General features: G+C 66.7%; 11 protein-coding genes. 2 read left to right on the plus strand and 9 right to left on the minus strand.

Features of this window, described 5'->3' with window-relative positions:
* Positions 1-19 precede the first annotated feature (19 nt).
* A complete protein-coding gene (locus tag NGB36_RS01345; protein ID WP_308288788.1) occupies positions 20-337 on the minus strand; it encodes a YceI family protein in 318 nt (105 codons plus the stop codon).
* 78 nt (positions 338-415) lie between these two features.
* Here NGB36_RS01345 and NGB36_RS01350 point away from each other — a divergent pair, with 78 nt between their 5' ends.
* Positions 416-823, plus strand: coding sequence for a MarR family winged helix-turn-helix transcriptional regulator (locus NGB36_RS01350; RefSeq protein WP_269469730.1), 408 nt, complete (start codon positions 416-418; stop codon positions 821-823).
* Positions 824-1,147: 324 nt separating this feature from the next.
* On the opposite strand, the gene NGB36_RS01355 is transcribed toward NGB36_RS01350, so the two are convergent.
* From NGB36_RS01355 to NGB36_RS01395, 8 genes are all read right to left on the minus strand, one after another.
* Positions 1,148-4,129 carry a pectate lyase-like domain-containing protein gene (locus NGB36_RS01355; RefSeq protein WP_308288789.1) on the minus strand — a complete coding sequence of 994 codons (2,982 nt, stop codon included), beginning with the start codon at positions 4,127-4,129 and terminating at the stop codon, positions 1,148-1,150.
* 1,242 nt (positions 4,130-5,371) lie between these two features.
* A complete protein-coding gene (locus NGB36_RS01365; protein ID WP_255918141.1) occupies positions 5,372-6,592 on the minus strand; it encodes an SGNH/GDSL hydrolase family protein in 1,221 nt (406 codons plus the stop codon).
* Between the two features lie 149 nt (positions 6,593-6,741).
* Positions 6,742-9,159, minus strand: a complete 2,418-nt coding sequence (locus NGB36_RS01370) for a glycosyl hydrolase family 95 catalytic domain-containing protein (RefSeq protein ID WP_255918142.1) — start codon at positions 9,157-9,159, stop codon at positions 6,742-6,744.
* Positions 9,160-9,344: 185 nt separating this feature from the next.
* Entirely contained in the window at positions 9,345-11,222 is a 1,878-nt protein-coding gene (locus tag NGB36_RS01375; protein ID WP_255918143.1) for an alpha-galactosidase D, read from the minus strand.
* A gap of 118 nt (positions 11,223-11,340) precedes the next feature.
* Positions 11,341-12,162: a carbohydrate ABC transporter permease gene (locus tag NGB36_RS01380; RefSeq protein ID WP_255918144.1), complete on the minus strand. Its 822-nt coding sequence runs from the start codon at positions 12,160-12,162 to the stop codon at positions 11,341-11,343.
* 98 nt (positions 12,163-12,260) lie between these two features.
* The gene (locus NGB36_RS01385; RefSeq protein WP_269469685.1) at positions 12,261-13,205 is read right to left on the minus strand and encodes a carbohydrate ABC transporter permease; all 945 of its coding nucleotides are present in this window, start codon (positions 13,203-13,205) and stop codon (positions 12,261-12,263) included.
* A 19-nt stretch (positions 13,206-13,224) separates the two neighbouring features.
* A complete protein-coding gene (locus tag NGB36_RS01390) occupies positions 13,225-14,538 on the minus strand; it encodes an ABC transporter substrate-binding protein (RefSeq protein ID WP_255918146.1) in 1,314 nt (437 codons plus the stop codon).
* Between the two features lie 8 nt (positions 14,539-14,546).
* On the minus strand, positions 14,547-15,722 hold the full coding sequence (locus tag NGB36_RS01395; protein WP_255918147.1) for an ROK family transcriptional regulator: 1,176 nt from the start codon (positions 15,720-15,722) through the stop codon (positions 14,547-14,549).
* Between the two features lie 182 nt (positions 15,723-15,904).
* Between NGB36_RS01395 and NGB36_RS01400 the strand changes: the two genes are divergently transcribed.
* The gene (locus tag NGB36_RS01400) at positions 15,905-18,055 is read left to right on the plus strand and encodes an alpha-galactosidase (RefSeq protein WP_255918148.1); all 2,151 of its coding nucleotides are present in this window, start codon (positions 15,905-15,907) and stop codon (positions 18,053-18,055) included.
* Positions 18,056-18,067 lie beyond the last annotated feature (12 nt).

Here is an 18,067-nt window from a genome sequence, read left to right on the forward strand (position 1 = left end):
TGGCTGGGTGTGGCCGTGATCAGACCTGCTTGATGGCCGAAACCTCGAACTCCAGCACGATCTTGTCGCTCACCAGCACGCCGCCGGTCTCCAGGGTGGCGTTCCAGGTGATGCCGAAGTCCTTGCGGTTGATGGTGGTCGAGCCCTCGAAGCCGAGGCGGCTGTCGCCGAACGGGTCGGTGGCCTGCCCTTCGAAGGTGACCGGCACAGTCACCTGTCGGGTCACGCCCTTGATGGTGAGGTCCCCGGTGAGCTCGAAGGCGTCCCGGTCGGTCCGGGTGACCTCGGTGGAGCGGAAGATGATCTCCGGTGTGGAGATAGGTGATGTGTCAACCACTTCGATGGACTTGCCGATGTGACCGAACCCCGTTGGCTCGACGACCGCCGGCAACGCTCCTGGCGCGCCTACCTGGCCATGAACTCCCAGCTCACCGCCCGCCTCCACCGTCAGCTCCAGGCCGACTCCGGACTGTCGCTGGCCGACTTCGACGTGCTGGTCCAGCTCACCGGTCGCCCCGACGGGCGTGTCCGCGTCCTCGAGCTGGCCCGTGCGCTGCAGTGGGAGAAGAGCCGACTGTCCCACCACATCGCTCGCATGCAGCGTCGCGGACTCGTCGCACGCGAGGACTGCCCCGACGATGCCCGGGGCGCTTACACCGTGCTCACCCCCCTTGGACGGCAGGCGATCGAACAAGCGGCGCCCCGCCACGTCGAGACCGTACGCGCACTGTTCTTCGATCAGCTCACCGCGGAGCACGTGGACGCACTGCAGGCCATCGCCCACCGCGTACTTTCCCGCCTGGAGGACAACGCGCAGCCGTAGCCCAGCGACCGAGGGCCGGTCGCTCAGCGGTGGAGCATGCCGGCGCGGTCGCAGCTCCTTCCGCGCGGCCCGATCCTGCGTGGACGCGGACATGATGGGCCAGGCGATGTAGCCGTCGGAGCGCACCAGCAGGCAGCCGTCCTCCTCGGTCTCACAGAGGCGGCGCCAGTGGCCGTACGCGTCGCGGGCCTCATCGGAGCCGAAGCGCACCACCCGCAGCGGAAGGCCCAGTTGCTCGGCGCAGGCGTGGGCGGCGCCCGCCGCCGTGTGGTCATGACGGTGCGGACGGAGCTCGATGGCTCCGTCCGCACCGATGGTGCCGGGTTATGGATAGCTGATCAGATCCGCCACACTAGTGTTCGAGTTGGACGGTCCTCCGGTGCTGTTGACGATGTGGCTGATCGTTCCCGTTCCACCGAGGGAGACGGTCACCATGTCGCTCAGCTGGACACCCGAGGTGTCGGGAACTTCGATGGCGCGGTCAGCGACCACGCTGGGGTTTGTGCTGAAGTAACAGTAGACGCCCAGCCCATATGCCTGGTGGCTGGTGACTGTATCGGCGACCTTGTAGGACGCATAGCCGTTGCTGCTGCCGTTCATCCAGCTGGACTGGTCCGGTGGATCGTAGGGCATTTCGCTCTGGTAGAAGTAGGTTCGGCCGCCGTTGCCGTTCCATGTCACCTGGTACTGCTGGTAGTGCTCGACGGCCAGGCCGTACATGGTGACGTCGGTACCGTTGACTATCAGGCCGTTCGCCGCGGTGTTCGACGTCCACCCGACGCCGTTGCCATGGTCTGCCCGCCATAGCCACATGTTGTCTCCGATGACGTTGTTGCTGTTCACCTGGAGCGTTTGCGTCGCCTGTCCCGGGGTCGCCCCGCCGATGCGGAAGTAGACGTCGGACAGGACGGTCGGGTCATCGGCGTGGTCCGAGGTGGAGCCGGCGGGGCCGACCTGCATCAGGACGGGGGAGTTGGTCGTGCCGGCGTCGACGATGAGGCCGGCGATCTTTACGCCGTTGACGTCCGCAACGGAGATCGCTGTGGTGCCGTTGTTCGCGACCAGGGTTGCCAGGCCGAGGCCGAGCACCACGGTGTCGGGATTGGTCACGTTGATGGTGCCGTCGAGCTGGTAGACGCCAGGAGTGAAGAGCAGGTCCTTGCCTGCGGCGAGGGCGGCGTTGATGGTGTCGGCGGTGTCGGAGGGGGTGGCGATATAGAAGTCGCCGATCGGCAGGGAGGTGCCTGCTGGGGGACCGCCTGACCAGTCGGTGCCCGTGGAGTTCGTCCGGTCGGCGGGGACGAAGACGTTGTAGTTCCCGGAACCGTCGATGTAGAGGAAGGGCTGCTCCGCACTGACCGGGGTTTGGCCGATCGTGGTGTAGGGCGGGTTGGGGAAGCTCTGTGCCGGGGCACCGGTGTCGCCGACGAAGACCATGTTCCAGTTGGATCCGGTCCAGCTGCCCAACTGGTCGTTCCGGGAAAGCCACTGCTGCTGGCTTCCGGAGTTGACCTGGCCGTCGACTTCGGAGTCGCCGAGAAAGCCACCGCTGGACCAGCCGCCGTTGTCGTCGAGCACCAGGTTGCCCTGGACATGCACCCGTCGGAGGGGAGCTGCCTGGGACACGGCCCACTTGGTGGTGCCGGAGGAGGGGGCCATGGTGAGGTTCTCCGCCGAGCGCCAGAAGTTCTCGGTCGCGTTACCCCCGTTCCAGCTGGCGTCGGCGTTGACTCCGCCGCCGGTGATCGTAGTGTCGTTCGGCGACAGGCCCAGGCCGAGCACCTGGGTGTAGAAGCCGACCGGAAGGTTGACGTTGTAGGTGCCCGGCGCGAACAGCAGTGCGTAGCGGCTGGTGCCGAACTGGTTGGACTGCTGTTGGCTGTAGACGTTGTTGATCTCATTCTGGATGGTCGCGCTGGGCATCGACGGATCGAAGGTCAGCACGTTCGGCCCGAGGTTGGGGGCGCTACCACTGCCCCCGCCGGATACGGTGGGCAGGGTCCACTTCTGGTTGGCGTTTCCGGTGCAGTCCCAGATTTGGAGCTGGGTTCCGGGGGTGGTGGACCAGTTGGTGTCGTCCAGGCATTTGCCTGATTGCGGGTTGAGCAGTGCGCCGTTGGATTGTGGTTGCCAGACCTGGGCGCCGGTGCCGTTGCAGTCGTACAGGTCTACGGTGGTGCCGTTTGTGGTGCCGCCGCCGTTGATGTCCATGCATTTGCCGAGCACTTGAAGTGTGTTGCCCGCGGCGACGGTCCATTGCTGGGCGCCGGTGCCGTTGCAGGTGTAGACCTGGATAGGGTTGAAGTTGGCCGTCGAGGCCCCACTGTCATCGACGCACAGACCGCCGTAGCCCGTGATCGGACCCGTGGCTGAGCCGCCCCCGGAACTGCTCCCGGTGATCTGGTTGAAGATCCGCGAGTAAGCGTAATTGACAGGCTTGTCATAGCCGTCGACTTCCCAGAAGGACAACTCCTGCACGCCGTTGGACGCGGCGAAGCTCTCGAGGGCCGAGGCGTCGGACTGGGAGAAGAACTCGTTGTCGTCGTTCTGCCCCGCGATGGGGGTGAGTCCCATCCTGGCATAGGCGGCGGAGGTGGAGATCCCGTAGAGGCTCGCCAGCTGTCCGGCAGTGGCCTGTGCGGCGGATTCGGCATCGCTCAGCGGATTCTGGCCGTCACCGAAGTCCATGGTCATGATGTTGACGAGGCTGACATTGACGCCCTGGCTCTTCGCGTCCTGCAGGACGCCCATCTCCTGTGAGGGCAGCCCGTCAGGGGCCACCGCGAGGGTGTAATCGACCTGTACGGAGGGGTTCTCGGCCTGGAGGGCCGCGAGGGCCTGGTCGCGGCGGGTGTTGGCGGCGGTGTCGCCCAGCACACTGCCTTCGATGTCGAAGTCGAGCCGGGTGACCCCGTAGGTATTCACCACGTTCGCATAAGCTGCGGTGAGGGCGGAGACCGAGGTGCAGGTCTGGGCGAGCTCGCCGCCGGAGGCACCGCCGAAGGAGATGATGACGTTGCCGCCGGCTGCTGTCAGAGAGTTGATCTGTGAGGCGAAGGCGCCCACAGCGGAGCCGTCATCCTCCCATTGAGCGGTGCAGCCGGATTGCGGGATCAAGAACGCAAGGGTGTAGTCCTTCAAGCCTGTGGCGTTCATGTCGGCGGACATGTCGCCGGCGTCGCTGCCCGCGATCTGCAAGTAGGGCGCGGCGTAGTGGGCCGGGAATCCGGTGGCGGCGTGGGCCGTGGCGGTGCTGCCGAGCGTGAGCGCCATCATCGCGACGGGAAGTGCGGCAGCGGCCGCCACTCTTCTTCCATGACGTAGGGTCATAACTGCCTTCACTGAAAGGGCGGTCGGGATACGGGTGGGGGGTATTCCCGGAGGCCTGGTGCCCGGAGAAGGGCGGCCGAGCACCAGGCAGATGCCATGCGGGCCAGGGACTCCGGTGCAGCGGGAATCTGCGGCCGGGATTCGGCCAGCGGCCCCCCAGGCCCTACGGGCCGTCAGGGGTCGCTGGGAGGGATGGTGTGGGGAGGAGTATCGGGTTCCGCCATCGCTTCCGGCACTGGGCGGGTGCGTAAGCAGAAGTGCTGGGGCACATCTCCGGACGGGACTCGCTGGAACTGCTGTGCTGCTGTGCTGCCGTGCTGCCGTGCTTGTGAACACGTGCGGACCGAGGTGACGGGTGGCTCGGCAACGACCCGTGTTCAAGAGATTGAACGGTCGGAGGCTTCTCCAACCTCCTTTGTTCAAGGCATGATTGAACTCCCACGCCATGGTCGCGTCAAGGGTATGGACCAATTCTTCAGGGTGCCTTGCCGTCATGGGGGCCGGGAGGCACGGACGGCCTGGCCCGCGCCTACCGGGTGCAGATCTTCCTCAACCGGATAGAACATGGCCAGTACTTGAACCGCCGCCGAGTCCACCGAACACGAACACCCTCGCGCCGGAGGTTGCGCCGCTCATTGCAATCTCCCTCAAGCACTGTGGGCATGGCTCGGCGATCCGCGCCCGGCGTTCCGGTTCTCTGGCGCGATTAAACGCGGATCCAGGGCCGGTCCCCCGGACCCGCGCCGCTCAGGGGTGCCGTTGTCGCCGCGGACCACCCCAGTGGCCCGTCGCCGCCTGGCGAGGGAGAGGTGAGGCAGGACTGCGGGGACTGCGTGCCTGCCCGGTGAGCGGCTACCCGAGCCGGGTCACGTTCCAGGACACCGGTTAGTACGAGCCGAGGACGCCGTCCCGGAGACCTGGTGGGGGTGGCCGCTCCGGTCGGCGAGAGTGTTCCCGGCGTCGGGGTCGGCGGCGAGCGCGCTGTCCTCGACGACCGACGTCAACTCCTGTACTCACACTGCGACTTCGAGGGACAGCGCCTCGCTGCGGCTGCGGCTGCGGCTGGGGCTGGGGCTGCGGTGACGGCGAAGACGCGCGTGCCACGCGACGGCCGGTGTGCAGACGGGCGCAGATCCTGCCTCGGCAGGGAGGCCTGCGCATCGCAACGACCGGAGCTGCACAGGGCGCTCCGGTAGTGCGCCCGCGGCTCGGCCTGCTTCACCAGCGCAGCAGGCCGAGATCGATCGCGTCGGCCATCGCCTTCATGCCCGCGTCGTTGGGGTGGATGTGGTCGCCCGAGTCGTAGGCAGGGTCGAGGGCGGCCGGGTTCGCGGGGTCGCGCATGGCGAGGTCGAAATCAATGACCCCGTCGAAGGCGCCGCTGGTACGGATCCACTGGTTGACGCTCTGGCGGAGGCTTTCGGCAGCGGCGGAGTAGTAACCGTTTCCCTCGTCAGGCATCAGGGTCGCGCCGATGATGTTGACGTGGGCGGCGTGTGCCTCGTTGATGAGGGTGCGGTAGCCGTTGATGAGGTCCTGGGCGGTCACCGGCCCGCCGTTGGGGCCCGCATTGTTCCCGATGTCGTTGATGCCTTCGAAGAGGATCACATCCTTGACGCCTGGCTGGCCGAGGGCGTCATGGCCGAAGCGCTTGAGGGCGCTGACGCCCTGCCAGAGGTTGGGGACATCGGTGAGGACCCGGTTGCCGCCGATCCCGGCGTCGACGACGCTCAGCTTTTGCGGGTGCGGTTCGGAGCCCAGACGGCGAGCGAGAAAGTCCGGCCACCGCGTGTAGGTGCCGGTCGAGGAATGGTAGCCGTCGGTGATCGAGTCGCCGAAGGCGACCACGGTGCCCTTCGCGGTGGGCGACACGACGTCCAGTCCTGCCAGGTAGTACCACGAGGTCGTGGTGGTGCCGAAGGCGTTCGCGTTGTCGTCACCGGCGTGATTGCCGGGGGCTATGTAGGTGGTGTCGAACGCGTCGGAGTGCCAGGTGGAGCTGCCCGTCGCGCCGGGCAGGTAGAGGCTGACCAGCAGGTTCTCCCCGGCGTTGACCGAGATCGGGATGACGTCGCTGACCGCCTCTTGACCGGCGGGGATGGTGAGGTGGTCGGAGTGGCCGAAGGTGACGTTGAGGGTGGTCCCGCGAACCGCGTCTGCTCCGCTCGTCTGGACGGCGACGTCCACTTCGCTGACATCGAGCGAGGTGTTGCTGTATCGGTTGGACAAAGTGATGCGTGCCTCTGAACCGGCGACGCTGCTGTGGGCCACCATCCGGATCGTCTGGTTGTCGAAGGCCGGGCCGGCGGTCGTCATGCTGGGCGACCAGGCGCTGACCCGGGTGCCCGTGCCATGGGGCGAAGGCTCGGCGGCGCTTGCCGCGCCCGCGGTGCTCAGAGGAACGACCGCGAGGGCCATGCACGCCAACGCACCAGCCATGGACAGCAAGACTCTGCGACGGGGCGGACAGCTCGCCGTCGGCAGCACTTCCTCATGGGGCATCGTCGATCTCTCCACTCTTTTCTATCCCGCAAGGGGCTTGAAAACCGGCGTCAGGGGTGACGTTGATGCGCTGCACGCGGGCGGCTCTACCCGAGGTTGCGCAGTGTGACGGACTCTCCGGGCCTGATACTGAGCTGCCGCGAGGTGCCGTTCGCATAGACGGTCGTGCCGAGGCCGCCGACGCTCTTCAGCGTCGCCTGGGTGACCTTGCCGTTCCTCCAGCTGAAATCGGCGACGAACCCGCCGCGGACGCCGACGCCGGATACCGATCCGGATGCTGCCCAGGCGGCGGGCAGCGCGGGCAGCAATTCCGCGTGTCCCGGTCGCGAATAGACGAGCATTTCGATGACTGCGGAGGAAGTGCCGAAGTTCGCTTCGATTTGGAAGATGCCGTTGCCCGGCGAGAGCTCGTAGATGTCGAAGAGGTTCACCGCCGTCCCGTTGCTGCCGTTGGCCGACGGCTTCAGGTTGTTGACGACGAGCTGGTAGGCCTTCTCCGCGTTCTTCAGCCTCGCCCAGCATAGGCTGCGCCAGGCGTTCGCCCAGCCGAAGCTGTTCATGCCGCGAGCGATGAGGAGGTTGGTCGCGCCGTCGAGGATGTCCTTCGCCGTGGAGTTGTCCGGCCGGATCCTGTCACCCGGGAACAGCCCGATGAGAGGGGAGAGGTGGCGGTGCTGGGGGTCGCCGAGGTTGTCCGGCGTCATCCACTCCTCCAGCCAGCCGGTCGTGGGACTGACCACAGGCAGGTACAGCCGCTCGCGCAGGCCGTCGACGGTTTTGCTGTAGTCGGTGTCCCGGCCGAGTACTTGGGTCGCCGTGAGGTAGTGGCCGAAGAGGTTCCACACCAGCTCCTGGGCATAGGTGATGCCCTTGGCGTCGAGCGGCCCCTGTTCGGGCGACCAGTCGCTGTCGGCGATCAGGACCTCGTACGAGGTGCCGGACGCGTCGGTGACCGTAGTGGTGATGAGGCGAGCCTCCCAGAACTCCACTGCGCCCTTGATGAGGGGGTAGACCTTGTCGAGGTAGGCGCGGTCCTGGGTGTACTCGTAGTGCTCGAACAGGTTCAGACACAGCCAGGCGTTGCCGGCCGGGTGCCACCACCAGCCGCCGCCGCCGTACGGGTTGGTGGAGATGGCGACGGTCCAGCCGGCGATCTTCCCGCTGGAGTTGCGGTATCTGTTGGTCGGGGTGTTGAACAGCCGCTGAGTGATGTCCGTCCAGGAGGGCAGTTGCGCCAGGCAGTAGTCGGCGAAGGCGTCGAAGCAGTCAGACAGACCTGCCCGGTCGGCCATCCAGTAGTTCATCTCGATGTTGATGTCGGTGTGGTAGTCGGCCATCCAGGCCGGGGCGTTGCCGTCCAGCCACAGGCCCTGGAGGTTGAGCGGCAGGCTGCCCCGCGATCCGGATACCATCAGGTAGCGACCGAACTGCACGTAGGCAGCCTCGAGTTCGGGGTCCGGCACGTTGTTCTGCCAGCGGGCCTGCACCCGTCCCCAGGTGTCCAGTCCTCGCTGCGCGGCGGAGGACGTGCCGAGGTCGAGGCCGAACTCGCCGAAGGCGGCCAGAAAGTCGGCGACGTGGGTGTGCAGCAGGGCGGTCACCGACTGCCTCGCCGCGGCGAGCGCCTTGCTCCGGGCCAGGGGCTCCGGGTCGACGGACGGGTCGCGGAAGTTCGCGGCGGCGTCGGGCAGATAGTTGGTTCCGCCGCTGACGACGACGGTGAGGTCCTTGCAGCCGTTGAAGGATAGGGACGTGCCGCTGAGGCCGACCTTGCCGGTGCTGCTGTAGGCGGTGACGGCGGCGCCGTACTTCAGTCCGTTGGCGAGGGAGGCGCCGAACGATGCGCACGGACCTGCGCTGTCGGCGGTGGTGGACTCACCGTGGGTGCCGGTGAGCGAGACGGTGCCGGTGTAGGAGCCGGCGCCCTGCTGGGAGAAGTGCAGGACGATGACGTCGTCGGGGCGGCTGGCGAAGATCTGCCGCTGGTAGGTGACGCCGGAGATCTCGTAGGAGGCGCTGACCAGGCCCTGTGCCATGTCGAGCGTGCGCCGGTAGTCGTTGGCGGAGCTGAGGTCGTGGCCGGGGATGTCGACGGTGAGCTGGGCCAGCAGGGTGAAGGTGCCGAAGTCGTCCTGGCTGTAGGGGAACTGGCCGTCGCTTTGCAGCGTGTCGTTTCGCCCGCCGGTCCACAGCGTGTCGTCGGTGATCATCAGGAGTTCGCCGGCGGGGTCGTTGCTCGTGAGTGCTCCCAGGCGCCCGTTCCCTACGGGCAGCCCCTGCTGGATCATCGAGGCGGAGGAGCCGGGAGCCTGCCACCACAGCTGGTTCTTCGCGGCCTGGGCCGCGGACAGCATGGGGTTCTCCGTGGGACGGAGGGGGGCGGCGGAGGCCGTGAAAGCGGGCAGACCGCCGAGTGCGGTGGCCGCGCCGGCTGCGGCGGTGAGGGCAAGGAAGCCCCTGCGGCTGAGGCGGTTGTCGAGTGATTCGGTGTGCTGGATGTCCACGGTTGTGCGCTCCGTACGTCTGGGGGATGGCGCGTGCGGGAACGACGGCTGCGTGCCGTCGACGGTTCGTGGGAAAGAGCACTCGAAAGGCGTGTGGGGCGCCCGGATGTACGGGGACCGGGTGGGGCCGGTCCCCGGGTGCGGGCCCGGACCGTGGCGGTCTGGCCGGCGCAGGGTTACATGCGTCAGCCGGAACGCGGGACGTCGATCTTGTCGATGTCGGGTGCGTATCCGCTGCCGCTGTCGAAGGTGATCGTGTTGGAGCCCGCCTTCAGGGGCAGCCGGATGCTGACGGTGTCGACGGTGTTCCAGTCGCCCGTGGAGGGGAAGTTGAGGCTGCTGCCGTTGCTGCTGTTGGAGTAGACGGTCACGGAGCGAGGATCGCCGCTGATGTAAGCAACGTTGATGGTGTAGATCCCGTCCTTCTTCACCGTGATGTCGTTGAATTGCAGTTTGCCGCCGAGGTAGAGGTTGCCGACCTTCTCATGGCCCGAGCAGGCGGCACAGCCGACGACGGTGGCACCACCGGTCAGCGTGTTGTCCGGGGACTCGGCCTCGTAGCTTGTGGTGGCCAGTTTGCTGCCGCCGGGCTTGATGGTGAACAACCGTGAGCCGTGCGCGGGCAGTGCCTCGGTGATGCTGTCCTTGTAGTTCCCGATGTCCTGGTGGTTCCACAGGTCGTGCACGGAGGCGTTGCCTTTGAAGCCGAGGGACGCCCAGTCGGCGGTGACGGAGGCGGGTGCGCCGGCGAGGTTGAACAGGGCGACGGTGTAGCTGCCGTCGGGGTTCTTGGTGGCCCAGACCTGTTGGTCGCCCATGGGGGTGACGGGACGGGCGACGGGCGAGTTGCTCTGGTCGACGGCGATGACTTCCTGGTTGGTGAGCAGGGAGAGGCCGTAGCTGTCCAGCTTGGTGAGGTCGTCACCGGTGAACAGCGGCGACTTGTTGATGGCCCAAAGGGTCATGTAGCTCTGTCGCTCGGCGTTGGTCAGGCCGTCCATCTGCCCGTTGCCGACGTCGAGCGAGTCGAGGTCGTTCCAGCCGCCCGGGCCGGCCTTGTCGCTCCACGCAGGGGCGTCGTTCCACCGTACCTTGACCGAGTTGTCCCAGGTGACCAGGGTGTTGCAGTAGCATTCGACGTCGGTGTCGATGCGCCAGCCGTTGGAGTACTGCTTCCAGTCGGCGGCATAGTTGATGTCCAGCGACCAGGAAAGCTCGAGGTGGATCGGGCGCCCGGTGGCGGCGATGGCCTTGTGCCATGCGGCGACGTCGGCGACGTTGTTGTAGTTGTCACCGGACTTGAAGGACCCGGGGCCCACGCCGTCCAGCTTGAGGAAGTCATAGCCCCAGTCGGCGAGCATCTGCGCCTGCGAGTCGATGTACTTCTGCGCGCAGGGGTTGTCGAAGTTCAGCTTGTAGGAGCTGTCCCAGCCGTTGGTGGTGCGGAGATCGGGGTAGACGATGTCGGCGGTGGTGCAGCCGGTAGCGTTCCAGATCGGCACCTTGCCGTCGCCGTACGCCTCCTTCTCCAGGCCGACAGGCAGGTAGATGCCGGCCTTGAGGCCCTTGGAGTGGATGTAGTCGGCGACCGGTTTCATCCCGTTGGGGAAACGGGCCGGGTCGGGCGTCTGTCTGCCGTACTGGTCGTACTCGGGCGTCCAGTTGTTGTCGCGCCACCAGCCGGCGTCGATGTTGACGTAGTCATAGCCGTAGTTCTTCAGTTTGGAGGCGAGGGCGTCCGTCTGCTTCAGGACGTTCGCCTCGGTGAGGTAGCTGTAGTTGCCGTTCGGGTTCAAGCCCGGGTACTGGGAGGACTGCATGCTCCAGCTGGACCAGCCCATGTAGGGCGTGGCGGCGATGTCGGAGGTGCTGCCCGCTGTGGTGGTCGTGGCCGGGGCCGTGGTGGTGGTTGTGGGAGCGGCGGCCGCCCTGGCCTGAGGGCTCGTGGTGGGGAGGGCCGTGGCGAGACCGGCGGTAACGGCCAGGACGAGCAAGGCCCTTATGGTCCGGCGTGCGCAGCGGGCGGTGGCTCCGGGCAGGAGTCGGGACGAGGATGACCGCATGGGTCGGACCTCCTGGTGTCGAAACCTCGGGGAAGGTGCGGGGGAAGCGGGCAGGGGACGTGCTTTCCCGATGCCGAGGACCGGACTTGGTGACCTGCCGTGGCGTCGGGTCTGAGGCTCAGCCCTTGCTCGAGCCGATGGTGAGCCCGCTGATGAACTGGCGCTGGAGCGCGAAGTACACCAGCAGCGTCGGGATCGCGGTCATGAGAGCACCTGCCGCGATGAGGTTCGGGTTGGTGAAGTACTGGCCCTGCAGGTTGGCCAAGGCAGATGTGATCGGACGCTTGTCGCCGGTCTGGATCAGGGTGAGGGACCAGAAGAAGTCGTTGTAGATCCAAATGGATTCCAAAGTCGCGAGCGCCGCGAACGCCGGGCGGCACAACGGCACCACGATCTGGAAGAACTGACGCCACACCGGGGCACCGTCGACGAGTGCGGCTTCGGAGATCTCCTTCGGGATCGTCTTCATGTAGTTGCTGAGGACGAAGGTGCAGAAGCCGCACTGGTAGGCGATGTGGATGAAGATGATGCCCCAGAGGGAGTTGTAGACGAGCAGGGAGTCGCTCATCCACGATGGCAGCGGTATCAGCAGGTAAAGCTTGTACAGGGGTGTGATCAACACCTGTGCCGGGAGCAGGTTTCCCGCGGTGAAGAGCATCAGCAGCACGATGTTCCAGCGGAAGTCGAACCGCGAGACGAAGAAGGCCACCGCCGAGGCGAAGAGCAGGGTGCCCAGGACCGCCGGAACCGTGATGAGCACCGAGTTCCAGAAGAAGTGCGGCATCCCGGACTGGCTCCAGGCGTCCGAGAAGTTCTGCAAGCTGATGCTGCGCGGCCAGGAAAGATAACCGTGCTTCGTGGTGTCCGAGTAGGGGCGCAGTGAGGTGTAGACGGCCCACAGCAGCGGCACGAGCCACAGCAACGCGATGCTGCCGAGCATGATGTGCCGTCCGGACTGTCGCTTCGGCCCTCTCGGGGAGCGGGCGGTACTCGTGAGCGGCGTGCGTGACCGGCGGACCGGTGGCGTGGCGGTCGCGGTCACTGGTCCTCCTTACGGAAAGTCTGGAACAGGAAGGTCCCGATCGCGGCAAGGGAGACCAGGAGCAGGATGACCGCGAGGGCGGAACCGTATCCGATATGGCTGGACTCGCCGGTGATGTTGTCGCTGATGAGCAGGGAGAGCAGTTCCATGCCGGGCTTGCTGCCCGTTCCGCCGCCGAGCACATAGACAATGTCGAAGGCGCGCAGGGACTCCATGACGGTGACGACCAGGATGATGATGTTGACCGGCTTCATGGCCGGCAGCACCACCTTCATGAAGGTCTGGCGTCCGTTGGCACCGTCGAGCGCGGCAGCCTCCTTCAGAGCGGGATCGAAGCCCTTCAGCCCCGCCAGGTAGAGGATCATGATGTAGCCGGTGTGCCGCCATCCTGAGGCGACCAGTACGGCCCACAGGTTCAGGTTGGGATCGCCCAGCCAGTCGATGGGGTGGCCGGACGACACGGTACTGATCACACCGTTCAGCAGGCCGTAGTCGGGGTTGTAGATGATGTCCCAGATGAGGCCGACGACCGCCAGGGACAGCACCATCGGTATGAAGATCGCTGTCTGGTAGACCCGGGTGAAGCGGATTTTGCGGTCCAGCTGGTAGGCCAGGAAGACACCGAACGGGGTGGGCAGCAACGCCGTGAACAGCAGCCAGATCACGTTGTGCGTGACGGCCGGCCAGAACGGCGGGTAGTCGGTGAAGATCTGTCGGTAGTTCTCCAGCCCGACCCAGTGGAGGTCGGACAGGGTCAGACCGTCCCAGCTGGTGAAGGACAAGCCGATGGAGGCCAGCGCCGGCAGCCACACGAAGACCAGCAGGGCAAGCAGTGGGATTCCGACGACAACCGTCAGGAAGAGGCGGTCACCAGGACCGAGTCGGCGGGGACGAGGGTGTGCGCGCGACGAGGCCCGAGGCGCGGTACGCACGGAGGACATGGTGAACCTCTCCGGTGGATCAGGCCGTGAAGAACCGCGAGCGCTGCGACTCGATGGTCCTGAGCAGGGACGAGCCGTCGTCGGGATGGTTCAGCCACTCGGTGAAGCCGGGCTCGACCACGGTGGATATGAATCCCGGGTCGCTGTCGCGGTCCCCGAACTGGGTGATGTACTTGGCACCGGCGATGAGTTCGGCGGACTTCTTCTGCAGGGCGTTGTACGAGCCGGTGCCGGCTGCGGAGTTGACTGCGACATTGCTCGGGTCGACGCTCATGTAGATGCTCTCGGCCTTGGCGCTGCCGAGGAACTCCAGGAACTTGTGCGCGCCGTCGGGATTCTTCGGACTGCGGCTGAGCATGAAACCGTCGGTGGGCGCCTCGACCGCGTCCTGACCGTACGTCGGGTCGATTTCCGGAAACGGGAAGAAGTCGACGTCGGACCGGAGGGAGTCGTCGGTGATCTGCTGGCCGAGGAAGAGCCCGATGACCGCCATGCCGGACTTCTTGTCGAGCAGCGACTGCGCGGCGTCCTGCCATGAGCGGCCGCCCCCGCCCGACTGGAGGTACGGGGCCAGCTCGCGCCACAGATCGATGGTCCCCACGACGCGCCGGTCGGTCCAAGGAGCCTGGCCCCGCATCAGGGACATATGGAAGTCATAGCCGTTGGCGCGAAGGTTGAGGTAGTCGAAGGTGCCGAGGATGCTCCAGCTGTCGCCGCCGCCGTAGCCGGAGGCGATCGGGGAGAGCCCGTCCTTTTGCATCTGCTTGGCCAACGCAGTGAACTGGCTCCAGTTCGCGGGGATCTGGTATCCGTGCTGCTTGAAGACGCTTTTACGGTAGAAGACGGCCCACGGGTAGTTGTAGAGGGGAACGAAATAGTACTTCCCGTCCTCTCCCTTGGACAGCTGCTTGGCCGCATCGCTGAAGCCGGCGCCTATCGTGGCCCACACGTCGTCGATGGGGCTGGCAAGGCCCTTCTTGGCGAAGTACTGCATGCGGTAGCCGGCGAACCAGGTGAAGACATCGTCCGGGGTGCCCTGCAGATAGGTGGAGATGCTCTTCTGGAACGTGTCGTGGTCGACGGTGTTCGTCTTGACGGTGAGCTTGCTGTCCTTCTCGAAGGCGGATGTCACCGCTGCGTAGGCCTTCTTCGGTGTGGCGTCCCCGCCGTTCGACCCGAAGGTCACCATGTTCGGGTCGGACGCCGCTCCTGCGCCGCAGGCGGTGAGGGAGGGCGTGGCCAGGGCGGCGGCGCCGAGGCCGAAGATTCCCTGGACCACCGTTCTGCGGTTCGGACCTGCCAAAGTCTTGAGGGCGCGGCCGTGCAGCGTCATTGCTACTCCTAATCCGTGTCTGATCCGATGAAGGACTGGATCGCAGTGGCCGCGGCCCCTCGCGCCCACTCCTCGAAGGACAGCGGACGGGTCATCACGTCGCACTCCGCGGCGGTTCCGAAGGCGGACGCGGCGAACGCGTTCCGAATCCCCTCCGCAAACAGGTCGTACGCGGCCAGCCCCTCCCCGGAGATGATCACTCGCTCCGGGCCGAGAAGGTTGACCACGGCACCGATGGCCCGGCCGATGGCCTCGCCGGCCCGCGCGTAGATTTCCCGCACCCCGGGATCTCCGCTGCGGGCGAGTTCCAGCGCCTCGGCAGCAGTGGTCACCGCCCTGCCGGTGACCTTGCGTACTGCGCGCAGGATCGCGGGGTCTGCAGCGATCGCCTCGACGCACCCGTTGTTGCCGCAGTGGCAGGGTGGGCCGAGCGGGTCGATGGACAGATGCCCGATCTCGCCGGCCACGCCATGCGCACCCGACACCACTTGTCCGTGCACCACCAGCCCACACCCGATGCCCGCTCCCACGGTCACCAGGGCGAAGTCGGAGAGCCCTACTCCGGCCCCGAACCACTGCTCGGCGACCGTCAGCGCCCGCACGTCGTTGTCCACCGTGACCGGCAGCCCGGTCGCGGTCTCGGCGATCCCAGCGAGCGGTACGTCCCGCCAATCCAGGAAGGGCGAGTAGCGGACCACACCGTCCGCGCGGTCCACGTCTCCTGAGACGGCGATGCCCAGCCCTCGCACCTGAACACCGAATCCTTCGGCCTCCAAGAGGAGTTCATGCACCAGGGAGGTCATCGAGGGGAGCACCGCCTCCGGCTCGCGGTGCGTGAGCCGTATGTGCCGAGCGACCCGGATCCGGCAGCACAGATCGGCCAGGACGGCGATGATCTCGTCTCCCGTCACCTTGACCCCGATGAAGAACGCCCTGCCCGCATTCACCCGTACGGGATTGGCCGGACGCCCGAGCGCGGACCGTGCGCCATCGTTGAGGTCTTCGACCAGGTAGCCGACCTCCATCAGGGGGCGCACCGCCTTGGTGACCGCGGCCGAGGACAGCATGGTCCGCCGTGCTATCTCGGTCCGTGTGAGCGGGCCGTGGGAGAGCACGGTCGTGAAGACCAGGGAAGCGGCCGGAGTCGTCGCCGGGACCGCCTCGTGAGACGAGGTCGAGCGCATGGCCGGAAACGTAGGGCTGTTCTTTTCCTCTGTCAATGAAAGAAGCAGGCTTCTCCTGAAGCTGCATGTGAAACCACCCTCAACCTGTAAAGGCAAGCTGAGGCACGGGTGTTGACAGTCAATCGAAGGCGAGGTTGGCTGCTGCTCACTGCTCCCTGTGGCGCAATCGAACGCGAGGATCTATGGCTGCGATCTCCTTCGCCCCGGACCCCGGGGTCTGGCTGCTGTCCACCGCACGCACGTCGTACGCCGTGCGGATCGACGACACGGGATCGCCCTGCCACCTCGTGTGGGGACCGCGGCTGACGCCCGCGGCGGCCGGGGAACTCGCGCCGTCTCCGGCCGCGGAGATCAGCAGCTTCGAAGGCCGCCCTCCGGCCGGCGAGGAGCTACCCGTCGACGGCGGGGCCCGGTACGGAGCACCGTCCCTGCGCGTACGCTTCGCCGACGGAACCCGCGCCTTCGAGTGGGAGCCACTAGGCCACCGTATCCACGAGCCCGCGGCCGGAACGGCCGAATTGGCCTTGGAGTTCCGCGACCGCCACTACCCGCTCTCGGTCACCCTGCACTACCGCGTACACGACGACACCGACGTCATGGAGCGTTGGACTGTGCTGCGGAACACCGGAGACGAACCGATCACCCTGCTGCGCGCGGACTCGGCGGCCTGGACGCTGCCTGCGCGCGACGACTACCGGATCAGCCACGTCACGGGACGCTGGTCGGCAGAGGGCCAGTTGCACCGTGAATCGGTGCCGCACGGCGAGATGGTCCTCACCAGCCGCCGCGGCATCACCAGCCACCATGCGAATCCCTGGGTGATGCTGGACGCCGGCGACGCCACCGAGGACCGGGGCGAAGTGTGGAGCGCGGCCTTGGCCTGGAGCGGAAGCTGGCACATCACCGTGCAACGCACCTCCGACGGACGCACGGCCTTCACCGGCGGAGCGTGGCACGACGGGACGTCACTGCCGCTCGGGCCGGGGGAGGAGCTTGCGACCCCGCACTTCGCGGCCGTTTACACCGACGGCGGTTTCGGCGCGGCGAGCCGCGCCTGGCATTCCTACGTGCTGGCCCGTGTGCTGCCATACCCCGACGAGCTGCGCCCCGTGCTGTTCAACTCCTGGGAGGCTACTGGGTTCGATGCCAACGAGACCGGACAGAAAGCACTTGCGCAACGGGCTGCACAGCTCGGGGTGGAGCTCTATGTCGTCGACGACGGCTGGTTCGGCGGGCGGCGCGACGACACGGCAGGGCTCGGCGACTGGACACCGGCTGCCAAGGGCTTCCCCGACGGGCTCTCCCCGCTGATCGACGAGGTCCACCGGCTCGGCATGCGCTTCGGACTGTGGGTCGAACCCGAAATGGTCAACCCGGACAGTGACTTGTACCGCGCGCACCCCGACTGGGTACTGCACTTCCGGCACCGCAGCCGCACCGAGCTGCGCAACCAGCTGGTGCTCAACTTTGCACGCGACGACGTGGCCGAGTGGGCCTACGGCTGGCTCACACGGCTGGTCGGGGACAACGGCGTCGACTTCCTCAAGTGGGACATGAACCGTGCCCTCAGCGAGGCCGGCTGGCCCAGCCGCGACGACGGGCAGGACCTGCTGTGGCCGCGGTACGTGCACAACCTCTACGACGTCATCGACCGGCTGCGGACGGAACACCCTGGGCTGCGCATCGAGACGTGCAGCGGGGGCGGCGGCCGTGTCGACCTCGGCATTCTCTCCCGTACGGACCAGGTGTGGCCGTCCGACAACACGGACGCGGCGGATCGGATCTGCATCCAGCACGGCTTCAGCCAGATCTATCCGGCACGAACGATGGCGGCCTGGGTGACGGATGTGCCCAACCAGCTCACCGGCCGCTCGGTGCCGCTGCGTTTCCGCTTCCATGTTGCGATGGCCGGGGTCCTTGCGCTGGGCGGCGATCTCACGCGCTGGTCGGCGGAGGAACTCGCGGAGGCGGCCGAGCTGGTGGCGGAGTACAAGAAGATCCGTCATATCGTGCAGCACGGCGCCCAGTACCGGCTGCGCGGTCCCGTCGACGACGGACTGTGCGCCGTGCAGTACACCACCAAAGACCGCCGCGAGGTCTTCGTGCTGGTGTGGCAGCAGGTCCGCCGCCACGGCACGCCGCGCCCCGTTCTCAGGCTCGCCGGCCTGGATCCCGACGCACGGTACCGGGACACCCGTACCGGTGCCGTGCACCATGCGTCGGTACTGACCGGGCACGGGATCGCGCCCGAGCTGCCGGCCGGGGATTGGTCGAGCGCCTCCCTGCACCTGATGAGGGTGGAGGACGAGGTCGCCAGGACCCGCGGAATGTGACTGGGGGTCAAG

Origin of the sequence: Streptomyces humicola (genome assembly GCF_024436035.1) — a bacterium.
GTDB classification, from domain to species: Bacteria; Actinomycetota; Actinomycetes; order Streptomycetales; family Streptomycetaceae; genus Streptantibioticus_B; species Streptantibioticus_B humicola.

Bases quoted from the DNA above. Each gene is read 5' to 3' on its own strand.
- NGB36_RS01350 (WP_269469730.1), top strand. From the start codon at position 416: ATGAACTCCCAGCTCACCGCCCGCCTCCACCGTCAGCTCCAGGCCGAC.
- NGB36_RS01365 (WP_255918141.1), bottom strand. From the start codon at position 6,592: ATGGCTGGTGCGTTGGCGTGCATGGCCCTCGCGGTCGTTCCTCTGAGC.
- NGB36_RS01375 (WP_255918143.1), bottom strand. From the start codon at position 11,222: ATGCGGTCATCCTCGTCCCGACTCCTGCCCGGAGCCACCGCCCGCTGC.
- NGB36_RS01380 (WP_255918144.1), bottom strand. From the start codon at position 12,162: ATGCTCGGCAGCATCGCGTTGCTGTGGCTCGTGCCGCTGCTGTGGGCC.
- NGB36_RS01385 (WP_269469685.1), bottom strand. From the start codon at position 13,205: ATGTCCTCCGTGCGTACCGCGCCTCGGGCCTCGTCGCGCGCACACCCT.
- NGB36_RS01390 (WP_255918146.1), bottom strand. From the start codon at position 14,538: ATGACGCTGCACGGCCGCGCCCTCAAGACTTTGGCAGGTCCGAACCGC.
- NGB36_RS01395 (WP_255918147.1), bottom strand. From the start codon at position 15,722: ATGCGCTCGACCTCGTCTCACGAGGCGGTCCCGGCGACGACTCCGGCC.
- NGB36_RS01400 (WP_255918148.1), top strand. From the start codon at position 15,905: ATGGCTGCGATCTCCTTCGCCCCGGACCCCGGGGTCTGGCTGCTGTCC.